Genomic DNA, 20,210 nt, shown 5'->3' with positions numbered 1-20,210 from the left:
GGCAATTATGCAATCCTGAGCGAGGATGGCGAAATTGGTAGACGCACCAGGTTTAGGTCCTGACGCCAGCAATGGTGTGGGGGTTCGAGTCCCCCTCCTCGCACCACGAATAATTATTTTTTTGGACGATTTTTACAATGGCAACTGCAGTCGAAACCCTGGGTAAACTCGAGCGTCGCTTGACGATCTCTTTTCCGGTCGCTGACGTCCGTACCGAAGTCGAAAAGCGCCTGAAACAGCAGGCCAAGACGGCCCGCGCGCCGGGCTTCCGTCCAGGTAAAGTGCCCCTGAAGATGGTTGCTGCCCAGTACGGCTACCAGATCGAAACCGACGTGCTGAACGACAAGGTCGGCCGCGCTTTCAACGACGCCGCCGTCGAGAACGAACTGCGCGTTGCCGGTTTCCCGAAAATCGAACCGAAGCAAGATGCGCCTGAAGGCACCCTGTCCTTCGACGCCACCTTCGAAGTGTACCCGGAAGTCGTGATCGGCGACCTGGCTGCCGTCGAAGTCGAAACCGTTTCGACCGACGTCAGCGACGTCGAGATCGACAAGACCATCGACATCCTGCGCAAGCAGCGCGTGCACTACCACACCAAAGGTGAGGCAGGCGAGCACGGCACCGGCGGCGAAGCCGTGGCTGCCAACGGCGACCGCGTGACCGTCGACTTCGTCGGCACCCTGGACGGCGTCGAATTCGCTGGCGGCAAGGCTGAAGACTACGCCTTCGTGCTGGGCGAAGGCCGCATGCTGCCGGAATTCGAAGCCGCGACCGTGGGCCTGAAAGTCGGCGAAAGCAAGACTTTCCCGCTGGCCTTCCCTGAGGATTACCATGGCAAGGACGTGGCAGGTAAAACCGCCGAGTTCACCATCACCCTGAAGGCCCTGGAGTGGGCGCACCTGCCGGAAGTCGACGCCGAATTCGCCCAATCGCTGGGCATCGAAGACGGCTCGATCGACAAAATGCGCGAAGACATCAAGGTCAACCTGGAACGCGAAGTGCGCGCCCGTGTCAAAGCACGTAACAAGGAAGCCGTGATGGACGCCCTGGTCAAGTCGACCGAACTGGACGTGCCGCAAGTCATGATCGAGCAAGATTCGGAACGCCTGGCCGAAATGACCCGCCAGGACATGGCGCAGCGCGGCATGGACGTGTCCAAGCTGCCATTCCCGGCCGAGATGTTCAAGGACAAGGCAGAGCGCCGCGTGCGCCTGGGCCTGATCCTGTCGCAACTGGTCGCCGACAACAACCTGCAAGCTACCCAAGAGCAGGTGAAGGCCCAGATCGAAGACTTCTCGCAAAGCTACGAAGATCCGAAAGAAGTCCTGAAGTACTACTTCAGCGACCGTCGTCGCCTGGGTGAAGTCGAAGCTCTTGTATTGGAAGAAAACGTCGTCAACTATGTACTCGGCAAGGCGAAAGTGTCGACCACGACCATCGCTTTCGATGAACTGATGGGCAGCGTCCCACAGGCCTGAAGAATCGAACTTGCCGGCCTCCAGGGCCGGCATTTTTTTCAATGGCCTCTTTATAAGGAACGAGACAGGTATGATTCGTAATCCGGCATTGGATACACAAGCACTCGGCATGGTGCCGATGGTGATCGAACAGAGTGGCCGCGGCGAGCGCGCCTATGACATCTATTCGCGCCTCTTGAAGGAGCGCGTGATCTTCCTGGTCGGTCCTGTCAACGACCAGATGGCGAACCTGATCGTCGCCCAGATGCTGTTCCTGGAAAGTGAAAATCCTGACAAGGATATTTCGCTCTACATTAATTCCCCGGGCGGTTCCGTCTCGGCGGGCCTGGCGATCTTCGACACGATGAACTTCATCAAGCCCGACGTCTCGACCCTGTGCACGGGTCTGGCCGCGTCGATGGGCGCCTTCCTGCTGGCCGCCGGCGCCAAGGGCAAGCGCTTCTCGCTGCCGAACTCGCGCGTCATGATCCACCAGCCATCGGGCGGATCGCAGGGCATGGCGTCGGATATCGAAATTCAGGCCAAGGAAATCCTGTACCTGCGCGAGCGCCTGGCGCGCATCATGGCCGACAACACCGGCCAGAGCATCGAGCAGATCCACAAGGATACCGACCGCGACCGCTTCATGTCCGCGGAAGAATCCGTCGAATATGGCATGATCGACAAGGTCCTGACCAGCCGCGGCCAAGCCTGAACCTCTTAGAGGTGTTGGAAAAAAACGCCCGGACGCGATCACGTTCGGGCGTTTGTTTTTTATTTCGGGTAGCATGTTCGTACGTGCACAAGTTGCGCTGCCTCGTCAGCGTGTAACATTCGCACTTGTTGCGTACGTGTATAAGCGTTATATTCACAGCAATTCAATAGAGTCCTGCCCCCATGTCAGACAAAAAATCCTCCAGCGGCGAAAAACTTCTGTACTGCTCCTTCTGCGGAAAGAGCCAGCACGAAGTCAAGAAGCTGATCGCGGGACCGTCGGTGTTCATCTGCGATGAATGCATCGACCTGTGCAACGACATCATCCGCGATGAAACGTCGAACGTCGAAACGGTGGCGGGCGCCAAGTCCGACCTGCCGACGCCACACGAAATCACCGAACTGCTCGACCAGTACGTGATCGGCCAGCAAACGGCCAAGCGTATCCTGTCGGTGGCGGTGTACAACCATTACAAGCGCCTCAAGCACCTGGGCAAGAAAGACGAAGTCGAACTGGCCAAGAGCAATATTCTGCTCGTGGGCCCGACCGGCTCCGGCAAGACCCTGCTGGCCCAGACCCTGGCGCGCATGCTCAACGTGCCGTTCGTGATCGCCGACGCGACCACGCTGACCGAAGCCGGTTATGTCGGCGAGGACGTCGAGAACATCATCCAGAAGCTGCTGCAGAGCTGCAACTATGAAGTCGAAAAGGCGCAGCGCGGCATCGTCTACATCGACGAGATCGACAAGATTTCGCGCAAGTCCGACAACCCATCGATCACCCGCGACGTCTCGGGCGAAGGCGTGCAGCAGGCGCTGCTCAAGCTGATCGAGGGCACGATGGCGTCGGTGCCGCCGCAGGGTGGCCGCAAGCATCCGAACCAGGACTTCGTGCAGATCGACACGACCAACATCATGTTCATCTGCGGCGGCGCCTTCGATGGCCTGGCCAAGGTGATCCAGAACCGTTCGATCAAGAGCGGCATCGGTTTCGGCGCCACGGTCAAGAGCCAGAACGACGACTACAACGCCGAGATCCTGCTCGAAGCCGAGCCGGAAGATCTGATCAAGTTCGGTCTCATCCCCGAGCTGGTCGGCCGCCTGCCGGTGGTGGCCGCGCTGTCGGAACTGACCGAAGAAGCGCTGATCCAGATCTTGGTCGAGCCGAAGAACGCGCTGATCAAGCAGTATTCGAAGCTGCTCGAGATGGAAGGCGCCGAGCTGGAAATTCGTCCCGCCGCCCTGCATGCGATCGCCAAGAAGGCGCTGGCGCGCAAGACCGGCGCACGCGGCCTGCGTTCGATCCTCGAACACGCGCTGCTGGACGTGATGTATGAATTGCCAAGCCAGCAGAATGTCGTGAAAGTCGTCATCGATGAAAATACGATCACGAATGGCGCGAAACCTTTGCTGATTTATAGCGAAACCGCGAAGGCATCGGGAGAGAACTGAAAAAAGCCCGCACGCACGCTACAAAAAGGCTTGCCGTGCGGACTTAACTAGGTACAATCAATCTCAATAAAAGACTTCGGCTTCAATCGAAAAGCCACTCGCGGCGCGCCGCGCGGTGGCTTTTTCGTTTTTAACGGCGCTTTTATTGGAACGGCTATATTCTTCGGCAAGTTGAAACTTTTTTACTTGTAGAAAATATTTTCGCTGGGTGGCCCTTGTGTTTTCACTGCCCAGCGCCCAAGTTCAGCAACACGCTTTCTATAAGGTATGCCATGACAACTTCGAAATTAACCGAGCAAACGACGCTGCCGCTTCTGCCGTTGCGCGATGTGGTTGTGTTCCCGCATATGGTGATACCTCTGTTCGTCGGCCGTCCAAAATCCATCAAGGCGCTCGAAGCCGCAATGGAGCAGGGCAAGAGCATCATGCTGGCTGCCCAGAAGGCCGCCGCCAAGGACGAACCCTCAGCCGCAGACATCTACGAGATCGGCTGCGTGGCCAATATTCTGCAAATGCTGAAACTCCCGGACGGCACCGTGAAGGTGCTGGTGGAAGGTTCCCAGCGCGCGCGCATCGATAATATTACCGATGGCGCCACCCATTTCGTGGCCGACCTCACGCCGCTCAATTCGGAAATCGGCGACGATTCCGAAGTCGAAGCGATGCGCCGTGCGATCGTCCAGCAGTTCGACCAGTACGTCAAACTGAATAAAAAGATTCCGCCCGAGATCCTGGCTTCGCTGGCCGGCATCGACGACGCCGGCCGCCTGGCCGATACCGTCGCCGCCCACCTGCCGCTCAAGCTCGAGCAAAAGCAGGTGATCCTCGAGATCTTCAACGTCGCCAAGCGCCTGGAGCATCTGCTCGGCCAGCTGGAAGGCGAACTGGACATCCTGCAGGTCGAGAAGCGCATCCGTGGCCGCGTCAAGCGCCAGATGGAAAAATCGCAGCGCGAGTACTACCTGAACGAACAGGTCAAGGCGATCCAGAAGGAGTTGGGCGAAGGCGAAGAGGGCGCCGACATCGAGGAGCTCGAAAAGAAAGTCATCGCCGCCAAGATGCCGAAGGAAGCCCTGGAAAAAGCCCAGGCCGAGATTCGCAAGCTCAAGCTGATGTCGCCGATGTCGGCCGAAGCCACCGTGGTGCGCAACTACATCGATACCCTGGTGTCGCTGCCATGGAAGAAGAAGTCGAAAGTTACCGCCGACCTCGAGAACGCCCAGAACGTGCTCGAGCAGGACCACTATGGCCTCGACAAGATCAAGGAACGCATCCTGGAATACCTCGCGGTGCAGCAGCGCGTCGACAAGCTGAAGGCGCCGATCCTGTGCTTCGTCGGTCCTCCTGGTGTTGGTAAGACGTCCTTGGGTCAGTCGATCGCCCGCGCCACGAACCGCAAGTTCGTGCGCATGGCGCTGGGCGGCGTGCGCGACGAAGCCGAGATCCGCGGCCACCGCCGCACCTATATCGGCTCGATGCCGGGCAAGGTGCTGCAGTCGCTGGCCAAGGTCGGCGTGCGCAATCCGCTGTTCCTGCTCGACGAGATCGACAAGATGGGCGCGGACTTCCGTGGCGACCCGTCGTCGGCCCTGCTCGAGGTGCTGGACCCGGAACAGAACCACACCTTCTCGGACCACTACCTGGAAGTCGACTTCGACCTGTCGGACGTGATGTTCGTGGCGACCTCGAACTCGTTCAACATCCCGCCGGCGCTGCTGGACCGGATGGAAGTCATTCGCCTGTCGGGTTACACCGAAGACGAGAAGACCTCGATCGCCCAGCGCTACCTGCTGCCGAAGCAGATGAAGAACAACGGCCTGAAGGAAGACGAGATCAAGGTCGAAGAGTCGGCGATCCGCGACATCATCCGCTATTACACCCGCGAAGCCGGCGTGCGTTCGCTCGAGCGCGAAGTGTCGAAGATCTGCCGCAAGGTGGTCAAGATGCTGCTGCTGAAGAAGGGTTCGACAGCGGCCGAGAAGCGCGTGATCGTGAGCGCCAAGAACCTGGATAAATTCCTGGGCGTGCGCCGCTACGACTTCGGCGTGGCCGAGAAGGACAACCAGATCGGCCAGGTGGTCGGCCTGGCCTGGACCGAAGTCGGCGGCGACCTGTTGACCATCGAAGCGGTCAACGTCCCGGGTAAAGGCGGCATCATCCGCACCGGCACGCTGGGCGACGTGATGAAGGAATCGATCGAGGCCGCCCGCACCGTGGTGCGTTCGCGCGCACAGCGCTTCGGCATCAAGAACGAAGTGTTCGAGAAGACCGACATCCACATCCACGTGCCGGAAGGCGCGACGCCGAAGGACGGTCCGTCCGCCGGCATCGGCATGACGACCGCGCTGGTCTCGGCCTTCACCGGCATCCCGGTGCGCGCCGACGTGGCGATGACGGGCGAGATCACGCTGCGCGGCGAGGTGCTGCCGATCGGCGGCCTGAAAGAGAAGCTGCTGGCGGCGCATCGCGGCGGCATCAAGACGGTCCTGATCCCCGAGCAGAACGTGAAGGACCTGGCCGAGATCCCGGACAACGTCAAGAACAAGCTCGAGATCGTGCCGGTGCGCTGGATCGAAAAGGTCCTCGAGGTGGCGCTGGAACGCCAGCCGGAAGCGCTGTCCGATGTGCCTGCGGTCGCCGTGGCGCCGGCCCCGAGCGAAGGGCAGGGCGAAGTGGTCAAGCACTAAGCACGTCGCGTAGTTCATGAATCAGGCGCCCATGCGGCGCCTGTTTTTTTGCCCGCACCGCCTGTATTGACGGGCGCCGTTGCCGATCGACCGAAGCCGTCCTCGACCCGCCTCGCTTGACATCCCTATGTTGCCCTTGTTTAATATGCGCTTGCACTTTTGCAGCAATGGCGCGGTGTGCGTCACGAACGAAAACGAGGAAACGAGTGAACAAGACAGAACTGATCGAAGAAATCGCGAAGTCCGCGGACATTACGAAGGCCTCGGCGACGCGTGCACTCGACGCCATGATCGAAGCGGTCACCGAAAGCCTGAAGAAGAACGACAGCGTCACGCTGGTCGGTTTCGGCACCTTCACCGTGGGCGAGCGCGCAGCGCGTACCGGCCGCGATCCACGCACCAAGGAACCCATCAAGATCAAGGCTGCGAAGGTTCCGAAATTTAAGGCTGGTAAAGCGCTGAAAGATGCTGTAAACTAATGCCTTCTTCGCGATGACAAGCGTAGAAAGCAACAGGATAACGTCGTATCCATCCTGATGCTTGTTGTAGTGTTTATTTGCTGGAGCGGTAGTTCAGTTGGTTAGAATACCGGCCTGTCACGCCGGGGGTCGCGGGTTCGAGCCCCGTCCGCTCCGCCACCAAATAAACGCGATGACGAAAGTCTGGAGCGGTAGTTCAGTTGGTTAGAATACCGGCCTGTCACGCCGGGGGTCGCGGGTTCGAGCCCCGTCCGCTCCGCCAGAATTCGAGTAGTATGGAGTGCCCTGAAGGGTAGCTCCGCAAGAAGGGGCGAACGCAAGTTCGCCTTTTTTTTTAACTTGTGCGTGAGCCGATCCCAGTAGGTGGGGGGAAGCTCATGGCGATGCATGGCACGCGTGGGCAAGGCGCGAGGAGGCCGCATGGCGGGCCATGCAACGACGAGCAACGCTGCCCACGCTTGCCAGGCGCGCCAGGAGCGACTCCCACCTACTGGGATCGGCTCATAATGCATTCTCAACCTTGAATGGCTGACCATGTTTGAATTTATTCGGACCCACAAGCGCTGGATGTACGGGATCCTGCTGCTCTTGATCGTTCCCTCGTTCGTGTTCGTGGGGATGGAAAGTTACCAGAGCAACGATGGCGGCGCCGGTGTCGCCACCGTCGATGGCCAGAAGATCACCCAGCAGGAATGGGAAGACGCGCAGCGCCGCCAGATCGACCAGGCGCGCCAGATGATGGGTGCGCAGTTCGACCAGAAGCTGTTCGAGACCTCGGAAGCCAAGCAGGCGATCCTGAACAACCTGGTGGCCGAGCGCGCCATCAACGCCGAGATCAACCGCGCGCACATGAGCGTGAGCGATGCGACCCTGCAGAAGACCATCATGGACATCCAGCAGTTCCGCCTGCCGGACGGTGGCTTCGACATGGAAGGCTACAAGGCCGCGCTGGCGGCGCAGGGCATGACGCCTGAGATGTTCGACCAGCGCCTGCGCCGTGACCTGACCGTGCAGCAGCTGTCGGGCTCGATCCAGGCAACTGCCTTCGCGCCGCGCACCGTGGCCAACCGCCTGTCGGACATCAACGATCAGGAACGCGAAGTGCAAGAGGTCCTGTTCCCGCTGTCGACCTATCTGCCGCAGGTGAAAGTGACCGACGAGATGGTCAAGGCCTACTACGACAAGAACGCGCAACTGTTCCAGATCCCTGAGCAGGTAAAGGCCGAGTACGTCGTGTTCGATGCGTCGACCGTCGAGAACCAGGTGCAGGTAACCGACGCCGAAGTCACCGACTACTACAACAAGAACCTCAAGAACTACACCACGCCCGAGCAGCGCAGCGCGAGCCACATCCTGATCACGGTGTCGCGCGACGCCAGCGCCGCCGACCAGGCTGCCGCGAAGAAGAAGGCGGAATCGGTGCTGGCCGAAGTCCGCGCCAATCCGGACAACTTCGCCGCCATTGCCAAGGCCAATTCGCAAGACCCGGGCTCGGCCCAGTCGGGCGGCGACCTGGGCGTGGTCGAGAAGGGCCTGTTCGTGAAGTCGGTCGAGGATTCGATCTACGCGCTGAAAGAGGGCGAGACGAGCGGCCTGGTGCAGTCGGAATTCGGCTGGCACATCATCAAGGTCACCGGCGTCAAGCCGTCGTCGCAGCGCTCGCTGGACGACGCCAAGGGCGACATCGCCGCCGACCTCAAGAAGCAGAAGATGGCGGCCAAGTACACCGAACTGGCCGGCGTGTTCAGCGAGACCGCGTATGACCAGTCCGAGAGCCTGAAGCCGGTCGCCGACAAGCTCAAGCTGCAGATCCAGACCGCCGACAACCTGACCCGCACGCCGAATCCGGCGCTGGGCGACTCGCCGATCAACAACGCCAAGTTCCTGGCCGCCCTGTTCAGCGCCGACGCGATCAAGAACAAGCGCAATACCGAAGCGGTCGAAGTGGCGCCGAGCGTGCTGGTGTCGGGCCGCGTGGTGGAGTTCCGTCCGGCCACCAAGCGTCCATTGGCTGAAGTCGAAGCGCAGATCCGCCAGCGCGTGACCCTTGAAGAAGCGGGCCGCCTGGCGCGCGCCGCCGGCGAAGCGAAGCTGAATGCCGCCAAGGCGTCTGGCGACGCCACCGGCTTCGGCGCGCCAGTCAGCGTGTCGCGTACCAAGGAGCCGGCCATCAACCAGACCGCGGCGATCGCCGTGCTGAAGGCCGACGTGACCAAGCTGCCGGCCTATGTCGGCGTCGAGGTGCCGGGCCAGGGGTATGGCGTCTACCGCATCGGCAAGGTGTCGCAACCGGCCCAGCCGGATACGGCGCGCCGCAAGCAGGAATCCGACCAGATCGGCAACCTGGTGGGCCAGCAGCAGATGTATGACTACGTCGAAGCGCTCAAGGCCAAGGCCAAGGTGAAGATCAACGTCAAGCCGACTGAACTCGGCGCCAATACCGACAGTCAGTAAGTAGATCGTCGGACGACAAAAAGCCCGGCTGCGCGAGCAGCCGGGCTTTTTGCGTTGTGGCGGCCTGTCCCGGTCAGGCGCGTCCTGACAGCGAACGATAGTGTACGAAGGAACTCTGCAAAAAGTCGAAGGTCAATAACATGATTGGCTGCGCCATGATGACGAGACAAACTCTTTGACGCCGAAAGGAGAAATACGTGGACGACGACGAGGACTCGGTCGACCCGGGCTGGCAGCGCCTGTATGACGCCCTGGTCCTCACCTGCAAGTGGTTCGGCGACGAAAACGCTTTCGGGCGCGCTGACTTCTGGGTGGTCGACGACGACTGGGGATGCCACAACCAGAAGCTCTGCGTGTCTTCCCAGACCTTTCTCACACCAGAAGTCGCCCTGGCGATCCAGCGCTGCGTCAGGCAGGCCGGCGCTCCCGGGGCGCAGGTAATGATCCAGCTCGAGCTCCAGGGCGAGGCAGGCGCTGCGGTCCCTCCCGAGGGATTGATCGTCACGGCCGACGCCATCACCGAGTACTGGAATCTCGAGCGGGTGCGGGCGATCGTCGGCGACGACTTCTACCGCAGTCGCGCACCCAGTTAGCTAGGCGGCGTGCAGCCGGCGCGCCGCCTGCAGAAAGTCGTCCGGTGCGATGTCGTCCAGCGTCAGGACGTCGGCCTGCGGGTAACGCACGAAGTTGCGGTCGATCGAGCGCAGGTAGGCCGGATCGTAGTGCTGCGCCAGCAGCTGGTCGACCAGTTCCGCCATTTCGCCGCCGTTGGCCATCGCATGCCAGGCATCGATCTGCGTGCGGCCGTGGAGCTGCACCAGGTGATCGAGCTGGGTGTTGAGGGCCGACGGATCGGCGCAGAAGTGCTCGTAGTCTTCCATCAGCAGGCGCACGCGGTTCGGGCGCGACAGGTTGACGGCGATACAGGGCGAGGCGCGCATGCGCTCCATCACCAAGCCCGGCACGCGCAGGTTGCCGACCTTCTTGCTCTCGGACTCGACGAACACGGGTTTGCTCGGGTCGAAGCGGCGCAGCTTGTCCCACACCAGGCTTTCGAACATCTTCTGGGTCGGTTGCGGTTCGTTCGGCAGGTGGCCCAGCACCGAGCCGCGGTGGGCGGCAAGCTTTTCAAGGTCGAGCACCTGGGCGCCGATGCCGTCGAGCGTTTCGAGCAAGCGGCTCTTGCCGCTGCCGGTGGTGCCGCAGACGACGCGAAAATTCAGTTCGGGCGGATTCTCCAGCGCCGTGCTCACGTGGGCGCGATAGGCCTTGTAGCCGCCTTCGAGCTGCGCCACCGGCCAGCCGATGCGCGCCAGGATATGCACCATCGCGCCGCTGCGGTTGCCGCCGCGCCAGCAATACACCAGCGGACGCCAGTCGCGCGGTTTGTCGGCGAACAGCGTTTCGATGTGGCGCGCGATATTGTGGGCGACGATCGGCGCGCCGACCTTCTTGGCTTCGAACGCGCCGACCTGCTTGTACAGCGTGCCGACCTGGATGCGCTGCTCGTCGTTCAGGACCGGGCAATTGATCGCGCCGGGAATGTGGTCGAGGGCGTACTCGGCCTCGCTGCGCGCGTCGATGATCGCATCGAATCCGTCGAGTTGCGGCAGCAGGGCGTCGAACCCCAGGACTTCCGGATACTTCATGCTCATTGAAAGCTTATTTCTTGATTAGCGCCGCGAACTGCGGCCAGATGTTATTGAGGATGATCGGGTGCGCCTGGGCCGTCGGATGCAGCCGGTCCTGCTGGAACAGCGCCGGCTTGTCGGCCACGCCTTCGAGCATGAACGGCACCAGCGGCGACCTGGTGGACTTGGCGACGCTCTCGAACATATTGAAGAAGCGTTCGGTGTATGCACGCCCGTAGTTCGGCGGCATGCGCATGCCGACCAGCAGCACGCGCGCCCTGGTCTCTTGCGCCATGGCGATCATGGCGCGCAGATTCGCTTCGGCGGACGGCACCGGCAAGCCGCGCAGGCCGTCGTTGGCCCCCAGTTCGATCACGACGATGTCGGGCCGGTGCTGCTTGATCAGGGCCGGCAGGCGCGCGCGGCCGCCGCTGGTGGTCTCGCCGCTGATGCTGGCGTTGACCACCTTCGCTGCGATTTTCTCGCGTTGCAGTTTCTGCTCCAGCAGGGCCACCCAGCCCGCGCCGCGCGCGATGCCGTATTCGGCCGACAGGCTGTCGCCCACCACGAGCACCGTTTTTGGTGCAGAATAGGCGCTCGCCGTCGCGGCCAAGGTGAGGAAAGCGACGACAGTCAAATTTTTAAGAAAAGCTAGCATGCGTGATCATCCCGAGGCATTCAAAAACGGCGTCAGCGACGCCGGCGTTCATGCAGGCCGTCCGCCCGCGATCCAGGTAAGCGGTTTGTCGAAGAAGGTGGCCGACGCCAGCGGCGAGCTCACCATCCTGCAAAACGTCGATTTTACCGTGCAACCGGCCGAGACGCTCGCGCTCGTCGGCGCTTCCGGCTCCGGCAAGTCGACCTTGCTCGGCCTGCTGGCCGGTCTCGACACGCCATCGTCCGGCACCGTGCTGCTCGATGGCACCGACATCTTCGCCCTCGACGAGGACGGCCGCGCCGCCTTTCGCAAGGCCAAGCTGGGCTTCGTGTTCCAGTCGTTCCAGCTGCTGGCCCACCTGACCGCGCTCGAGAACGTGATGCTGCCGCTCGAACTGCGCGGCGACCCCAAGGCGCGCGAGAAGGCGACCGAGATGCTGGGGCGCGTCGGCCTGTCGAGCCGCCTGAAGCACTATCCCAAGTTCCTCTCCGGCGGCGAGCAGCAGCGCGTCGCGCTGGCGCGCGCCTTCGTCACCGAGCCGCCGCTGCTGTTCGCGGACGAACCGACCGGCAGCCTCGACGCCGCCACCGGCGAATCCGTGATCCAGCTGATGTTCGAGCTCAATCGCGAACGCGGCTCGACGCTGGTGCTGGTGACCCACGACCCGGGCATGGCCGCGCGTTGCGGCCGGACCATCACCATCGCGGCCGGCCGCCTGGTCGAATAACACCGTCAACCGCCGGCGGCATCCTTCGCCAGCCGGTTCACTACCTTGCGCACGGCCGCCGGCAATTCGCCGGCGGTCATGCCGATCGGGCCGATGCCTTCGTCGACCAGCGCATCGGCGGCAGCGCCATGCACCCAGGTGGCCGCGGCTGCCGCCTCCCATCCCGGCCAACCCTGCGCCAGCAAGGCGCCGCAGATCCCGGCCAGCACGTCGCCGCTGCCCGCCGTCGCCAGGCCCGCGTTGCCCGTGGGGTTGACCAGCACCTCGCCGTCGGGCCGCGCGATCACCGTGCCCGAGCCCTTCAGGATCACCGTCGCATTGGTGCGAAGCGCCATTTCGCGCGCCGCTTCCAGCCGGTCGGATTGCACGACCGCCGCCGTCATCCCGAGCAGGCGCGCGCCTTCGAGCGGATGCGGCGTCAAGACCGCCGGCGCCGTGCGCTGCGCCAGGCGCGATTGCAGGTCGGGACTGGCGCCGATCAGGTTCAGCGCATCGGCGTCGATCACCAGCGGGCTGTCGCTGTCGAGGGCCTTGGCCAGCAGGCGGATCGCATTGGCCGAGTCGCCCATGCCCGGGCCGATCACCAGGGTGCGGCCAGGGAAATCGAAGTCGTCGGCCGCGCGGAACATGATCTCGGGCTGGCTGCTGTCGTAGCCGGGCGGCGCGCCCAGCGCGGCGACGAAGACGCGGCCGGCGCCGGCATACAGCGCGCCGCGCGCGGACAGCACCGGCGCGCCGGCCATGCCATGGGCGCCACCCACGACGGCGACGTCGCCGAAGCTGCCTTTATGGGTGTTGTGGCGGCGCGCCGTGAAACGGGCGGCGAACAGCGGCAGGCCGTTCAGGCGCGCCGTGGCGCGCGGCAGCACATCGACGCCGACGCCGAGCATGTCGACCCGTACCTGGCCGGCATGGTCGCGGCCATCGGCCGTGTGCAGCCCGGGCTTGTCGGCGAGGAAGGTGATCGTGTGCGTGGCGCGCACCGCAATGCCGTCCGGGCCGATCACGGCGCCGGTGTCGGCGTCCAGCCCGCTCGGCACGTCGAGCGCCAGGATCGGGCAGCGGATCGTCTCGAGCCCCACCACCAGCTCGCGGTGGTCGCCGTCGACCGGCCGCTCGAGGCCGATGCCGAACAGGCCGTCGATCACCAGGCCCCATTCGGCGCCGGGCGGCAGCATGTCGATCCAGCCGACCGAGCCGGCGCGGGCGCGCTCGTAGGCGGCCGCCGTCTCGGCCGAGGCGTCGCGCCGGCCGGGCAAGTGCAGGACGGTGGCGTCGACGCCGGCCTCGGCCAGGTTGGCCGCGGCTTCGAGCGCGTCGCCGCCATTGTTGCCGGGGCCGGCCAGCACCAGCACCGGCCGGTCGCGCCGGTCGCCCAGCAGCTCGAGGGCGAAGTCGGCCGCAGCCTTGCCGGCGCGCTGCATCAGGATGCCCGGCGCCAGGCCGGCGTAGGCTGCTTGTTCGATGGCGCGCAGTTGCGCGACCGTGTAAAGATGTCGTTCCATGCTCGTGTCTGGTCGTGAGGGACAGGTTTGATTGTCGTGCATTTCCGCCAACGTTGTCGCGCCGTCCGATCTACAATAGGCGTTTCCCCCGTTACAGCAGGAGCAAGGCATGGACTGGCAGTTCTGGATCGACCGAGGCGGCACCTTCACCGACATCGTGGCGCGGCGCCCGGACGGACAACTCGTCACGCACAAGCTGCTGTCCGAAAATCCCGAACAGTACCGCGACGCCGCCGTGGCCGGCATCCGCCACCTGCTGGGCGTGGCGGCGGGCGAAGCGCTGCCGGCGGCAAGCGTCGAAGCCGTCAAGATGGGCACCACGGTGGCCACCAATGCGCTGCTCGAGCGCAAGGGCGAGCCGACGGCGCTGGCCATCACGCGGGGCTTCCGCGACGCGCTGCGCATCGCCTACCAGAACCGGCCGCGCCTGTTCGACCGCCACATCGTGCTGCCCGAGCTGCTGTATGCGCAGGTGATCGAGATCGACGAGCGCATGGGCGCCCACGGCGACGTCGTGCTGCCGCTGGACGAGACGTCCGCGCGCGCCGGCCTGCAGCAGGCCTTCGACGCCGGCCTGCGCTCGCTGGCGATCGTGTTCATGCACGGCTACCGCCACACGACGCACGAGGCGCAAGTGGCGCGCATCGCGCGCGAGATCGGTTTTACCCAGGTATCAAGCTCGCACGAGGTCAGCCCGATGATGAAGCTGGTCGCGCGGGGCGACACCACCGTGGTCGACGCCTACCTGTCGCCGATCCTGCGCCGCTACGTCGACCAGGTAGCGGGCGAGCTGCCGGGCGTGAACCTGCAGTTCATGCAGTCCAACGGCGGCCTGACCGATGCGCGCGCCTTCCAGGGCAAGGACAGCATTCTTTCAGGCCCGGCCGGCGGCATCGTCGGCATGGTGCGCGCCAGCCGGCTGGCCGGCTTCGAGCGCGTGATCGGCTTCGACATGGGCGGCACCTCGACCGACGTGTCGCACTTCTCGGGCGAGTTCGAACGCGTGTTCGAGACCCAGGTCGCGGGCGTGCGCATGCGCGCGCCGATGATGAGCATCCATACCGTGGCGGCCGGCGGCGGCTCGATCCTGCATTTCGACGGCAGCCGCTATCGCGTGGGGCCGGACAGCGCCGGCGCCAATCCGGGGCCGGCCAGCTATCGCCGCGGCGGACCGCTCGCTGTCACCGACTGCAACGTGATGCTGGGCAAGGTGCAGCCGAATTACTTCCCGCGCCTGTTCGGACCGGGCGGGGACGAAGCCCTCGATGCGGATGCGGTGCGGGCACGCTTCGACGAGATGGCGGACCAGATCGGCGCCGCTACCGGCGAACGTCCAGCGCCGGAAGCCGTGGCCGAGGGCTTCATCCAGATCGCCGTCGGCAATATGGCCAATGCGATCAAGCAGATCTCGGTGCAGCGCGGCCACGACGTCACCGACTACGCGCTCACCAGCTTCGGCGGCGCCGGCGGCCAGCACGCCTGCCTGGTGGCCGATGCGCTGGGCATGAAGACCGTGTTCATCCACTCGCTGGCCGGGGTGCTGTCGGCCTACGGCATGGGCCTGGCCGACCAGACCGCGATGCGCGAGCAGGCGGTCGAAGAGAAGCTGTCGGATGCGGCGCGCGAGGCGCTGGCGGCGCGCCTGTCGGCGCTCGGCGAGTCCGCGCGCGGCCAGTTGCTGCATCAAGGCGTGGAGCCGGGGCGCATCGCCCTGGTCGAGCGCGTGCACCTGCGGTACGAGGGCACCGATTCGGCGCTGGTCGTGCAGTTCGACGACGTGGCGTCGATGCAGGCGCAGTTCGAGCAGGCGTATAAACGCCGCTATTCGTTCCTGATGCCGTCGCGTGCGTTGATCGTCGAAGCCGTGTCGGTGGAAGCGATCGGGCAGTCCGATGCGCCGCCGGAGCAGCCGGCAAACGCGATGACATCCGATGCCGCGCCGGCGCCGCAGGAAACCGTGCGCATGTACAGCGGCGCGCAGTGGCACGACACCGGCATCTACGCCCGCCGCACGCTGCAGCCCGGACACGTGGTGCGCGGCCCGGCGATCATCGCCGAAGACAATGCGACCACGATCGTGGAGCCGGGCTGGCAGGCGCAGGTCACCAGCTACAATCACCTGGTGCTGCAACGGGTGGAAGCGCTGCCGGAACGGCGCGCGATCGGCACCACGGCCGATCCGGTGATGCTCGAGATCTTCAACAACCTGTTCATGTCGATCGCCGAGCAGATGGGCTTGCGGCTGCAGAACACGGCCTATTCCGTCAACATCAAGGAACGCCTGGACTTCAGCTGCGCGATCTTCGATCACGACGGCAACCTGGTCGCGAACGCGCCGCACATGCCGGTGCACCTGGGCTCGATGGGCGAGAGCATCAAGACCGTGATGCGCGAGAACGCGGGCCGGATGCGCTCGGGCGACGTCTACGTGCTCAACGATCCCTATAACGGCGGCACCCACTTGCCGGACGTGACCGTCATCTCGCCGGTGTTCGACGAAGCGGGCAACGACATCCTGTTCTACGTCGGCTCGCGCGGCCACCACGCCGATATCGGCGGCACCACGCCGGGCTCGATGCCGCCCGACTCGGATCACATCGAGCAAGAGGGCGTGTTGATCAACAATTTCAAGCTGGTCGACGGCCTCGATGGCGTCCTGCGCGAGACGCAAGCGCGCGCGATGCTGCAGGGCGCGCGCTACCCGGCGAGGAATGCCGACCAGAACATGGCCGACCTGCGCGCCCAGGTGGCGGCGAACCAGAAGGGCGTCGAGGAGCTGCGCAAGATGGTCGCGCACTTCGGCCTGGACGTCGTGCGCGCCTACATGGGCCATGTGCAGGACAATGCGGAAGAAGCCGTGCGGCGCGTGATCTCGGCGCTCAAGGACGGCAGCTTCCACTACGAGCTCGATAACGGCGCCCACATCGATGTCGCAATCCGGGTCGACCAGGCCACGCGCAGCGCGGAAGTCGATTTCACGGGCACGTCAGGCCAGCTGCCGAACAACTTCAATGCGCCGTCGAGCGTGTGCATGGCGGCGGTGCTGTACGTGTTCCGCACGCTCGTGGACGACGAGATTCCGCTGAACGCCGGTTGCCTGAAGCCGTTGAAGGTCATCATCCCGCCCGGCTCGATGCTCAATCCGCATTACCCGGCTTCGGTGGTGTCGGGGAACGTCGAGACCTCGACCTGCATCACCAACGCGCTGTATGGCGCGCTGGGCGTGATGGCGGCGGCGCAGGGTACGATGAACAACTTCACCTTCGGCAACGCGCGCTACCAGTACTACGAGACCATTTCGGGCGGCTCGGGCGCGGGCGAAGGATTCAATGGCACCGACGTCGTGCAGACGAATATGACCAACTCGCGCCTGACCGATCCCGAGATCCTGGAATTCCGCTTCCCGGTGCGGCTGGAGAGTTACGAGATCCGGCACGGATCGGGCGGAGCGGGTCGCTGGCATGGCGGCAATGGCGGCGTGCGCAAGGTGCGCTTCCTGGAGCCGATGACGGCGGCGATCCTGTCGAACAACCGGATTCACGCGCCGTTCGGGATGGCCGGTGGACAAGAGGCAGAGTGCGGGCGCAATCGCGTCGAACGTGCCGACGGCCAGGTCGAAGAGCTGGGCCATATCGGCAAGACCGATATGGGCGTGGGCGACGTGTTCGTGATCGAGACGCCGGGCGGGGGCGGGTACGGGGAACCTGCCTGATCCGATTTGCTCGGTTTGCTCAGCGCCGCTGGTGACCGCGACCGTGGCCGCCGTGGCGGTGGCCGCCATGTCCGCCATGGTGGCCGCGCCACCCGTGGCCGCCATGATAGTGGCCCCTGCCGTGGTGATGGCCGTGCCCGTAGTGGCGCGGGCCGCGGTCGTAGTACGAGAAGCCCAGGCCGAGCGTGACTGGCGGATAGGCGTAGGCAGGGCTGCTGTAGGGATACGCGCCGTAATAGGGGTAGGCGGGGTAGGCGGGGTAGGCCGAATAGCTGGAGTAGCCATAAGCGGGCACGTAGGCGCCATCGTAGGTCGCATACGGAGGTCCGTAGGCCACGCAGCCTCCGAGACCGCATGCCAGCAAGAGCGAAAAAGTCAGGCGTTTCGCCGCGCCTTTGATCTGCAAGTTCATGGCAGACCCTCATCGTGGGACGATGATTCATTCTAGTCCCTTGCCGGACGGGCGTTGGCGGCGCAGTTGTAAGGAATTGCTACGACGATAGGGGCGGCGGGCCGGGAAGGCGATGATTTGAACTCAGCCGAACCGATAAATGCTTCCGGGCATAGAGGAAATGCATGTCGCATCGATCCATTCCACGATTCGCTCTGCTCGCCGTATGCGGCCTGTTGGGTGCGTGTGGCAGTACGAAGCCTGCAATGCCGTCTGCGGCCAATGCGCTTGTCCGGGCGCCCGGCGCTGCCGCACCGCTCGCCGTGGTCGGCGTTGCCTGGGACAACTTCAATCACCGTGGCAATATGTGGGCGTGCCGGGACTTGGCCAGTGGCGAGATCGTCTCGACCAGCATGTGTCACGGTCTGGTCAAGGACGACCGCCATTGGCCGGGAATGGCGGTCCCATCCAGTTATCGCGGCATGCCCGACCCGTGACGTGATCTAGACAGTGGCAATACCATACTTCCTGCGCGCCGCCTGATACTCATCGCTCAACGCCACCAACCTTGGATGTTGCGCATCCTGCGCCCGAATCCCTTCCAGCAGCTGGGCCGCCGTGTCGCCCAGCGGGTGATCCCACCCCAGCTCGTTCACCTGGCGCAGGATGCCGCCGGCGGTGGCCACCATCACCTGCAGATTGTGCGGCGCGATGTGCAGCGCCTCGAGCAGGGTCTGCACCGCGCCGCGCACGTCGCCCATATTGCGCTTCTCGTCGGCCACGCCGAGCAGGATCTGCGCCTGCGCCCGCAGTTGCTGGCCCATGCCCTCGACCATGTCGGTGCGGCCGGCATTGACGAACACGTGCATCGCCTGGTCGACCGAGACGCCGCTGTTCGACTCGTTCATCACCGTCAGCATGACGTTCGAGGCCTGCTCGTCCAGCTGGTGATCCAGGCACGCCTTGGCCAGGTCCATGCGCAGGCCGGGCGAGGTCGCGCCGCCGGCGCGCACCGCCGTCACCGCCGCCTGCAGCTCGGCGATCGCGGCGCCGGCGTTGCCGCTCTTGTCGAGCACGAGCGAGTTGGCATAGGCGCGGCAGGCGTCCGCCGCCGGGTTGCCGCGCATCGAGCGCTCCAGGTCGCGCACCACGCCGGTCGCGCCGAGCAGGTCGTCGCGCGTGACCAGCGCCTTGACCAGGTTGACGTGGTCTTCGGGATTGCGAAACTCCGAATAGCGGGCCTTGGTCACCACCTGGCGGAACGATTTTTCGGCGCCATCGACGTCGCCCGCCGCGAGCGCCACTTCGCCGAGCTTGCGCAGGCGCCGCACCACGTGCGGCGAGATCGCCACCGCGTCTTCGAGCACCTTCTTGGCCAGCTCCGGCTCGTGGCTCGCCTCCAGGCAGCGCGCCAGCAGGTCGTAGCCGGCCATCAGGCGCGGATTGGCGGCCAGCAGTTCTTCGAGGATGGTGCGGGCGTCGTCCACCTGGTCGAGCGCGAACAGGGTGCGCGCCATGCCCAATGCCGCCCAGCCGAGAGGACGCTCGGCCAGCACCTCGCGGTAGACGGCGGCGGCCTCGTGGTGCTCGTTCAGGCTCGTGTGCAATTCGGCGCGGATGCGGGCAAAGTCGGCGCCGTAGCGCGGTTGGGCGCCAGCGCCGTCGCGGCAGGCGGCGATCGCTTCGCGCGGCTTGCCCTGGGCCGCCAGCTGCCAGGCCGGGAGCAGGGCGGCGCGGCGCTCCAGTGCGCGCTTGATGCGCCCGCTCAGCATCTCCACCGTGAAGGGCTTGAGGACGTAGTCGGTCGGCGTCAGTTCGGCCGCGCTCACCACCTTGTCGTGGACGCCCTCGGAGGTGAGCATGATGAAGATCGTCGACGCCGAGATCAGGTGGTGGTGGCGCAGGTCTTCCAGCAACTGCTGGCCGTCCTGGCCTTCGCCGCTGCCGCCGGCCAGGTCGTACTCGCACAGGATGACGTCGTAGGCGCGCCGCTGCAGCTCGCGGATGGCCGTGTTGGCGTTGATCGCATACTCGACCTTGTTGATGCCCGCCAGGTTCAGCATGTTCTGCAGGCTGGTGCGCATTCCCGGGTTCGGGTCGACCACCAGCACCGCCAGGTTTCCATTCTCTTGCATCGTCGCTCTCGTCCAGGTCATCCGGCGCCACGCGGAAGGGGGCGCGTTTAAATATTGTCTACCGTAAAGATACCGGCAAGTTTCAATCCGATCAAGGAAACTGCAGTGCCATATTGTCAGTCGGCCGAGGGCCCGACCATAGTGCAACACTGTATAATAGCGGGCTATCTTCCACCCTAGCAGCCACGCTGCATCAACGACTGTCCAA

15 protein-coding genes and 3 tRNA genes are annotated in these 20,210 nt (G+C 64.3%); 13 read left to right on the top strand and 5 right to left on the bottom strand.

Annotated elements, in window-relative coordinates:
* Nucleotides 1–19: 19 nt before the first annotated feature.
* From ABIB42_RS13725 to ABIB42_RS13680, 10 genes are all read left to right on the top strand, one after another.
* Nucleotides 20–106, top strand: a tRNA-Leu gene (locus ABIB42_RS13725).
* Nucleotides 107–137: 31 nt separating this feature from the next.
* Nucleotides 138–1,478 carry a trigger factor gene (gene tig / locus ABIB42_RS13720; RefSeq protein ID WP_005671148.1) on the top strand — a complete coding sequence of 447 codons (1,341 nt, stop codon included), beginning with the start codon at nucleotides 138–140 and terminating at the stop codon, nucleotides 1,476–1,478.
* Between the two features lie 70 nt (nucleotides 1,479–1,548).
* Nucleotides 1,549–2,172, top strand: coding sequence for an ATP-dependent Clp endopeptidase proteolytic subunit ClpP (gene clpP / locus ABIB42_RS13715; RefSeq protein ID WP_005671146.1), 624 nt, complete (start codon nucleotides 1,549–1,551; stop codon nucleotides 2,170–2,172).
* Between the two features lie 182 nt (nucleotides 2,173–2,354).
* Entirely contained in the window at nucleotides 2,355–3,623 is a 1,269-nt protein-coding gene (gene clpX, locus ABIB42_RS13710) for an ATP-dependent Clp protease ATP-binding subunit ClpX (RefSeq protein WP_184236437.1), read from the top strand.
* A gap of 272 nt (nucleotides 3,624–3,895) precedes the next feature.
* The gene (lon, locus tag ABIB42_RS13705) at nucleotides 3,896–6,310 is read left to right on the top strand and encodes an endopeptidase La (RefSeq protein ID WP_005671142.1); all 2,415 of its coding nucleotides are present in this window, start codon (nucleotides 3,896–3,898) and stop codon (nucleotides 6,308–6,310) included.
* Between the two features lie 167 nt (nucleotides 6,311–6,477).
* Complete coding sequence (locus tag ABIB42_RS13700; protein WP_162819654.1) at nucleotides 6,478–6,789, top strand: HU family DNA-binding protein; 312 nt, start codon at nucleotides 6,478–6,480, stop codon at nucleotides 6,787–6,789.
* 82 nt (nucleotides 6,790–6,871) lie between these two features.
* A tRNA-Asp gene (locus tag ABIB42_RS13695) sits at nucleotides 6,872–6,948 on the top strand.
* A 26-nt stretch (nucleotides 6,949–6,974) separates the two neighbouring features.
* Nucleotides 6,975–7,051: transfer RNA gene (locus ABIB42_RS13690), tRNA-Asp, on the top strand.
* A 272-nt stretch (nucleotides 7,052–7,323) separates the two neighbouring features.
* Nucleotides 7,324–9,243 carry a SurA N-terminal domain-containing protein gene (locus ABIB42_RS13685; RefSeq protein ID WP_429248492.1) on the top strand — a complete coding sequence of 640 codons (1,920 nt, stop codon included), beginning with the start codon at nucleotides 7,324–7,326 and terminating at the stop codon, nucleotides 9,241–9,243.
* A 197-nt stretch (nucleotides 9,244–9,440) separates the two neighbouring features.
* The gene (locus ABIB42_RS13680) at nucleotides 9,441–9,836 is read left to right on the top strand and encodes a hypothetical protein (RefSeq protein ID WP_314434854.1); all 396 of its coding nucleotides are present in this window, start codon (nucleotides 9,441–9,443) and stop codon (nucleotides 9,834–9,836) included.
* Here the strand turns inward: ABIB42_RS13680 and mnmH are convergent, their stop codons facing one another.
* Together mnmH and ABIB42_RS13670 are read right to left on the bottom strand one after the other, a co-directional pair.
* Entirely contained in the window at nucleotides 9,837–10,892 is a 1,056-nt protein-coding gene (mnmH, locus tag ABIB42_RS13675; protein ID WP_429248516.1) for a tRNA 2-selenouridine(34) synthase MnmH, read from the bottom strand.
* A 13-nt stretch (nucleotides 10,893–10,905) separates the two neighbouring features.
* The gene (locus ABIB42_RS13670; RefSeq protein WP_429248491.1) at nucleotides 10,906–11,532 is read right to left on the bottom strand and encodes an arylesterase; all 627 of its coding nucleotides are present in this window, start codon (nucleotides 11,530–11,532) and stop codon (nucleotides 10,906–10,908) included.
* On the opposite strand from ABIB42_RS13670, the gene ABIB42_RS13665 reads away from it, so the two are divergent.
* Nucleotides 11,531–12,259 carry an ABC transporter ATP-binding protein gene (locus tag ABIB42_RS13665; protein ID WP_429248490.1) on the top strand — a complete coding sequence of 243 codons (729 nt, stop codon included), beginning with the start codon at nucleotides 11,531–11,533 and terminating at the stop codon, nucleotides 12,257–12,259. The genes ABIB42_RS13670 and ABIB42_RS13665 overlap by 2 nt on opposite strands.
* Nucleotides 12,260–12,264: 5 nt before the next feature.
* Here the strand turns inward: ABIB42_RS13665 and ABIB42_RS13660 are convergent, their stop codons facing one another.
* Complete coding sequence (locus ABIB42_RS13660; RefSeq protein WP_429248489.1) at nucleotides 12,265–13,764, bottom strand: NAD(P)H-hydrate dehydratase; 1,500 nt, start codon at nucleotides 13,762–13,764, stop codon at nucleotides 12,265–12,267.
* A 109-nt stretch (nucleotides 13,765–13,873) separates the two neighbouring features.
* On the opposite strand from ABIB42_RS13660, the gene ABIB42_RS13655 reads away from it, so the two are divergent.
* Nucleotides 13,874–17,476: a hydantoinase B/oxoprolinase family protein gene (locus ABIB42_RS13655; protein WP_429248488.1), complete on the top strand. Its 3,603-nt coding sequence runs from the start codon at nucleotides 13,874–13,876 to the stop codon at nucleotides 17,474–17,476.
* 19 nt (nucleotides 17,477–17,495) lie between these two features.
* On the opposite strand, the gene ABIB42_RS13650 is transcribed toward ABIB42_RS13655, so the two are convergent.
* Complete coding sequence (locus tag ABIB42_RS13650; RefSeq protein ID WP_429248487.1) at nucleotides 17,496–17,888, bottom strand: hypothetical protein; 393 nt, start codon at nucleotides 17,886–17,888, stop codon at nucleotides 17,496–17,498.
* A gap of 164 nt (nucleotides 17,889–18,052) precedes the next feature.
* Between ABIB42_RS13650 and ABIB42_RS13645 the strand changes: the two genes are divergently transcribed.
* Complete coding sequence (locus ABIB42_RS13645) at nucleotides 18,053–18,364, top strand: hypothetical protein (RefSeq protein WP_429248486.1); 312 nt, start codon at nucleotides 18,053–18,055, stop codon at nucleotides 18,362–18,364.
* A 6-nt stretch (nucleotides 18,365–18,370) separates the two neighbouring features.
* On the opposite strand, the gene ABIB42_RS13640 is transcribed toward ABIB42_RS13645, so the two are convergent.
* Nucleotides 18,371–20,002: a tetratricopeptide repeat protein gene (locus ABIB42_RS13640; protein WP_429248485.1), complete on the bottom strand. Its 1,632-nt coding sequence runs from the start codon at nucleotides 20,000–20,002 to the stop codon at nucleotides 18,371–18,373.
* Nucleotides 20,003–20,210: the final 208 nt, after the last annotated feature.

The sequence above is a fragment of the Massilia sp. UYP32 genome, from assembly GCF_050434365.1.
Lineage (GTDB): Bacteria > Pseudomonadota > Gammaproteobacteria > Burkholderiales > Burkholderiaceae_D > Telluria > Telluria timonae.
Note: the sequence above shows the minus strand (reverse complement) of the source record. Positions and strands in the feature narration are given on the sequence as shown.